1 protein-coding gene and 1 rRNA gene are annotated in these 6,974 nt (G+C 47.7%); both read left to right on the top strand.

Annotated features, from left to right (window positions below; translation table 11 throughout):
- Positions 1 to 145 precede the first annotated feature (145 nt).
- Positions 146 to 262: ribosomal RNA gene (gene rrf / locus BP95_RS0114405) — 5S ribosomal RNA — on the top strand.
- Between the two features lie 249 nt (positions 263 to 511).
- A complete protein-coding gene (pulA, locus tag BP95_RS0114400) occupies positions 512 to 6,886 on the top strand; it encodes a type I pullulanase (RefSeq protein WP_028532530.1) in 6,375 nt (2,124 codons plus the stop codon).
- Positions 6,887 to 6,974: the final 88 nt, after the last annotated feature.

Genomic DNA, 6,974 nt, shown 5'->3' with positions numbered 1-6,974 from the left:
AAGATTAAACCCCAAAAAGTGAAGTGAAGCTTTGCAGCAACACCGAATACTTTCCGGGGGCCCCGGATGAACATCTAGCACTAACTTTCGCATTCAGTTTTCAAGGTTCAAACCTTGAATTTCATATTGGCTTTAGCCAATGCTGTTTGGTGGCGATGGCGGAGGGGTTCCACGCGTACCCATCCCGAACACGACCGTTAAGCCCTCCAGCGCCGATGGTACTTGGACCGCAGGGTCCCGGGAGAGTAGGACGTCGCCAAGCAATGAAAGACCACTGTTGAGATATCTCGACGGTGGTCTTTTTGTATATAAGGACTTAGGCTAGGTCTTAAGGATGGTTGACAGGGAATAAACGAACCAGTATGCTTGATTTTGCAAGCGTTTACATTGAGGGTGATTTATCTATGGAGGTATTGCACCACTACATAATTAGATAAAGACAATCAATCTAGCATCATTATTTTTTGTTATTTATGCAAACGTTTGCATTTATTTGGAGAGGGGATATGTCATGAGGAAATGGAAGGCTTCGATCTCTGGTATGTTAGTTGGTGTCATGCTAATTAGCTTGATGCCAGTATGGGGAGGAGGGATGACTTATGCATTTTCTACATCTGCAGTCCAAGACTCCTTAGGCGAGAAGAAGCAGCAACTACAGCCCCAATCAGCAGAACAGACAACGGCAGAAGACGCATTGAAGGCTGTTGATTGGAATATGGTGAAGCCATTAGGCTCGTCATCGACAGCAGGCTGGAATAGTGCCAAGTTGGATCAGATGAAATTGACAAGCGATGCAAAGTATTTGTATTTCCGTGTCGATGCAGCTCATGCGGAGTCATGGCAGTATCTTGATATCGCTTTGCAGATCAATGATTTTGATTCCGGAGTCGCAACCAATCCTTATCAACGACAATTCAATTATAACCATACACAGCTGAAGCCGAAGTTCCATATCGTGATGGAAGCGAAGCAAGGCGGCGAGGCGGCTGTATATGAGAGTGCCTCATCAACACCATTGCTTCATACAGGAGATTTGCAAGGGGCATACTTCCAAGTTACAGACCAAGCCAAAGTGATGACAGGGGCAATTCCTCTGAACAAGCTTCAATTGAAGCTGGATGACACCGTCAAAGCGATTGTTGTTCTTAGCGGTGATCGCGCGGATGAGCATGGTGTATTCGATGTCATTCCCGAAACGGCAGACAATGAAATTGCGACAGGCTGGAATATGAAACAGAACCCGAACGGCTTATCTACCTATAGCGAGCCGTTTACGGTTACTTTTGCTCCAATCATTGATGGGGTTAAAGACAATCTCTGGGACGATGTGGAGGCACTTGGGACATCAGTAACAGAGAGCACATATGGCGATACGAAACTAGGTGCAATCAAACTGATCAATGATAGTAAGAAGCTGTATATATGGGTAGATGCACGATTGCCAAATTGGGGAGATAAGGGGCAGTATATTGATATTGCTCTTAATGTAGATCAGGTTGATTCAGGCAATGCGGACAACCCATGGAAAGCGCAATATAATTTTAGCGGTACAACAGAGAAGCCGCAGTATCATCTTATGATGCGTTTGAAACAAGACAATGAAATAGAAGGCGCTGCTTTATATGAGGCCTCGGATTACAATACCCCCATTTTATCCACATGGGGAGATCGCAAAGGAGCAGAATTCGCTGTATCCAGACAGTCAGGATTTGAAGCGTCTATACCACTGCATCAGCTCAAGCTAAAAAATCATGACGTTTTGCGTCCAATTGTTGTTCTAAGCGGAAATGAGGACACGCATGGTGCATTCAATGTAATACCAGAAGATCCGGGGAATACACGAGCAAGTAGTTGGAATGAATCATCGAACCCGAATGTACAACGTGTATATGCCGGAAATTACGAGATAAAGGGGATGAGTGACGCTCTGGAGCTGATTAGCACAGATCCGGCCCATAAACAGCAGCATGTAGCAGTTAATAAGCCGATTATCGTCACCTTCTCCGAACAAATTGAGATGAATGGGCAAGGCATCACGCTTGAGGATAAGCTAGGTGCGACCCAACCGATAGATGTGACGATAAAGGAGCAGCAGTTGGTCGTTACACTGAGTCAACCGCTGCGCTATTATACAGAGTATAAGGTTGTTATTCCAGCGGGAGTGGCAACGGGGAAAGACACGAATACACCGAACACAGCATATGAGTTTTCCTTTACAACGAAGGCTCAGCCTTCTATGCATGCTGCATGGATGGATCAGGATCATGAAGTTCGCGTTACATTGAAGGACATTGTTCCGAACTTGGATTACTCCGCATTTGCCGCATATGAAGGTACAACCAAATTGGAGGGTGTATCCTCTCAGGGCGCAGATGAGAAATCTGTGAAGATCTATTTGTCCAATCCGGTTGATGATGTGTCAAAGGCATATACAGTACGCTATGAAGGAAATCCACAGAACATGTATCGGGATATGCCGATCAAGATGCGTGGTATTTTGGATAGCTACGTATATGCTGGGGATGACTTAGGTGTTACGTATCATTCGACTTCAAGCAGCTTCAAAGTATGGGCGCCTACGGCTGCACAAGCTTCGTTAGCCTTGTACGATAGAGCGGACATGGCGAAAGACGTGCCTAGCAGGGAAGTCTCGATGCGTAAGGATGCAGCTACAGGGGTATGGGCCGCTAACGTGAATGGCAACTTACATGGAACCTATTACATGTACAAGCTGCAATTCCCAGATGGCAGCACAACGTATGCTCTTGATCCATATGCGAGATCGGCATCGGTGAACAGCGGGAAGTCGGCAATTATTGATCTTGCAGCAACCAATCCGAAGAACTGGAACGGAGATCGGAAGCCCCCATTCCTGAATCCAACAGACGCTGTCATATACGAACTGCATGTCCGTGATTTTTCAATTCATGAGAATTCAGGCGTATCGCTAGGCAATCGAGGCAAGTTTACTGCCTTTACGGAAACGGGAACGACTTTGCCTGGAAAGCCAGATATAAAGACAGGGATCGACCATTTGCAAGAGCTTGGTATTACGCATGTTCACTTGCTTCCGACCTATGACTTCGGTTCGGTAAATGAGAAGCTGGTGGATGATCTAAGCTCGAAAGAACGAAAATTCAATTGGGGCTATGATCCGGTAAACTATAACATGCCAGAGGGTTCCTATACGACCAAGGCAGCACAGGAAGACCCAGCGAAGCGAATTCGTGAGTTCAAGGCAATGGTGCAAGCGCTTCATGACCAAGGCATTCGGGTCGTGCTGGATGTCGTGTACAACCATACATTTGTAACCGGCCTGGAATCGGATATGTCGGTATTTGATAAGATTGTACCGGGTTATTTCTATCGGAGCGACGAGCAAGGCAACTTCACTAACGGCTCCGGTGTAGGGAATGAAGTAGCAACAGAGCGACCGATGGTTAGCAAATACGTGCAGGACTCCGTGAAATACTGGGCTGAGGAGTACAATGTAGACGGATTCCGCTTCGACTTGATGAGGCTAGTCGATCTGCAGACAACACGTGCCATCGTGCGTGAACTAAGAGAGATTGACCCGAGCATCATGATTTATGGTGAGCCATGGTCAGGGGGCAGCACACCGCTTGCTGCGGAATTGCAGATCGAGAAGGGCAAGCAGCGCGGAGAAGGGTTTGCAGTATTCAATGACAATATACGTGGGGCAATAAAGGGAGGAAGTGACGATGCTTCCAAAGGATTCGCGACAGGCGCCGAAGGCAAAGAAGCGGATGTGGTGAAAGGTCTGCTTGGTGCAATCACAGACTTTACGGCCTCCCCGACAGAGACGATTAACTATGTAACCGCACATGATAACTTGAATTTGTGGGATAAGGTGCTGAAGACGCAGGGGAAGGATACGGACATAAAACGCAATCCGTTCGCAACCTTGACGGAGTCAAATGTACTGGATAACGAGACCGTTAAGCGTTCCTTGCTTGCAAATGGCATTGTTCTTACGGCACAAGGCATTCCGTTCCTTCATGCAGGAGATGAGCTGCTTCGCAGCAAGTTCGGAGATCATAACAGCTATGAGAGCCCAGATGAAATTAATCAGATCGTATGGAAACAGAAGGCGGAGTACAAGCCAGTATTTGATTATTTGAAAGGTCTTATCGAGCTGCGAGCAGCACATACAGCATTCCGCATGACAATGAAGGATGATGTGAAATCGAACTTACATGTGTATCGCCAATCAGGGCAGGTTATCGCATTCAAGCTGAATAACTATGCAAATGGGGATACGTGGCGCAATATTGCCGTCATTTATAACGGTTCGACTGCTCCGCAAGAAGTTGCACTGCCCACTGCGGATGAATGGAGTGTGGTTGTCGACCATACGTCTGCTGGAGTGAAGACGATACGTACGGTGAAGGGCGGCAAGGTAGAAGTAGCCGGATTGTCCATGATGGTGTTGTATGATCAGGAGAATGGCTATACACCGATAGCGTCAAAGCTTGAAGCAGCACCACTTACGCTTGGGTTAGAGCCAGGCACAAGCACTCGTTTGACAGCAGTGGTGCGTGATCAGAAGGGCCGTCCTATGTTTACTGAGAATGTAACATGGTCAACATCTGATGCTGCGGTGGCCGTCATCAACAGTGGAGGCAAAGTAACAGCAGTGAAGGAAGGAGCCGCAGTTCTTACCGCAACCTCGGGCAATTTGAAGGCACAGGTAAATGTGACAGTAGCGAAGCTTGTTCCTACGACGCTGTCCATTAACGGTGCAGATTCAATCTTTGAGGGCCGCATATCACCATTTACAGTTGCCATCAAGGATCAATTCGGACAGACGATGTCTGGTGCAGCTGCGGAATGGAGTACGTCGGATGCATCGGTGGCTAGAATAGACCGTGCTGGGAAGGTAACAGGCGTGAAGGAAGGAACAGCGGTCATTACAGCTCGGGTTGGAACAGCAGAGGCCTCGAGGAAGGTAGTGGTTAAGCCTTTTCTGAAGCGCTATGTACAAATCAACTATGTTCGTCCAGACGCGAAATACGACAACTGGGGATTATGGGTATGGCAGACAGGTGTAAAAGATGACGGTCATGAGTTCCAGCATTTTGACAAAGGAATGGCGACTGCCATGATTGAAATCGCTCCAGAGTCTGAATCGATTGGGTTTATCGTCAAACGGGGCAACTGGGAAGAGAAAGATATCGATGCCAATCGCTTCATTAAGACGAATGTGGATGACACGCTAACCAAAGTGTATGTATATAGTGGGCAGGAATCATTTCGGACGCTGCCTTCAGTAGCTGGCCCAGTTCAAGAGAAGAGTCAGGTTGCGTTCTATTATCGGGATGAAGCGTTGTTTGCGAGTGGAGCGCAGGATCGGATCACGCAGGCTGATATTGCGATCAACGGCAAGTCTTACTCGATGACGTACGATGCAGCAAACGAATGGTTCATCTACGTAATGAAGAACGCAGCGAAAGGCGATTATACGTACAAATTCTTCATTACCAAGGATGGAGTAACAAACGAACTGAATGATCCGCACAATACTGTAAACGGGCGCTCGATTGTCGTCGTGAAAGACCTAGGAACAGACCCAGGTACGAAGCCAGAAACGGGCACTGACACAGGAAGCGGCTCTGAAAACGAAAATGGCAGCAATGAACGAAACGGCGGGGCTGCTCATAAAGAGGGCACAGAAGAGTCATTCAAGGGAATGACTGTCACGAAGGGTGGCGTTCGTTATGAGCCAACAACGTTGAATCTTCTGAAGAATGCCGACGGAACGGCGACTGTTGAGCTGTTCATTCGCAATGAAGATATAGAAGAGATGTCTCGTTTGACAGGTTCGGCAACAGAAATGAGAACTTGGACAATTACAGCGCCGTCGAAGTTAGAAGACGTACGTATTCGAATCCCGATGAAGAAATTGAGTCAGGCAATGAAGGAACATACGCAATTGAACATTGTGGTGGATTCGGGAGTAGGCAGCTATCAACTTCCGGTGAAACAGCTAGCAGATCTGAGCAATGGGAATGCATCACAACAGCTCACCGTGCACATGATGAAGCCTTCGGCTGAATTGCTGAAGGTGCTTACATCTGCGGCATCCACACAGCCAGGGGCTCATTTGATGGCAGCTGTTCAGTTCCAGTTGCATTTGGAGCAGGATGGGAAGCAGGAACCAATTCCTGATCGTGCAGGCATTCTTACAACGGGCTCTATCCGACTGCCGAGCAGCCAAAGTGCTGGGAAGATGACAGCTGTAAAGTATAATGCAAAGACAAAGACATTCTCGTTCGTTCCGTCTTGGTTGGAGCGCACTGAGGGCGAATCGCATTCGGTAATGAACATGAAGCACGATTTTAACGGTATCTTCGCAGTACTCAAGTATGCACCGAGCTTCCATGATTTGAATGGCCATTGGGCGAAAGCAAATATGGAGCTGCTAGCTTCTAAGCTCATTATTCAAGGCAGAGGAAATGGACAGTTTGCCCCGAATGATATGGTAACTCGAGCAGAATTCACGTCCATGCTTGTGCGGGCGTTAGGCTATGGCGATGTCCAAGGACAGGAACTGTCCAAGGATGCCTTCAAGGATGTGCCAGCATCAGCTTGGTATGCAGATGCACTTGCGACTGCGGTGCAACTAAAGCTTGTTGAGGGGGATGGTGACGGATCACTCCATCCGAATGCATCCATTACTCGCGAGGAATTGGCGCAAATGCTTGTCAATGCTGCTCGTCTTGAAGGTCATCATCTGGAACTCTCAATTGGGTTCCTTAATGGATACCAAGACCGCACGCTGCGTCCTAGCGGCAACGCTACACGAGCAGAAGCGGGAGTTGCATTGACCAGACTTCTCCTTGCTCTACAATATATTGCTGAATAGCACGACCATCACTCCCGTGTCATCCGTAAGGACGGCAGCGGGAGTTTTTATACTGGAACGAACGCAATCATTCATTAGCTTGTTTCAA

Source organism: Paenibacillus sp. UNC217MF (genome assembly GCF_000686865.1).
GTDB lineage: Bacteria > Bacillota > Bacilli > Paenibacillales > Paenibacillaceae > Paenibacillus_B > Paenibacillus_B suaedae.
This window is presented reverse-complemented; position numbering and strand designations above follow the sequence as displayed.

Coding starts and splice junctions, on each gene's coding strand:
- pulA (WP_028532530.1), top strand. CDS start 512: ATGAGGAAATGGAAGGCTTCGATCTCTGGTATGTTAGTTGGTGTCATG.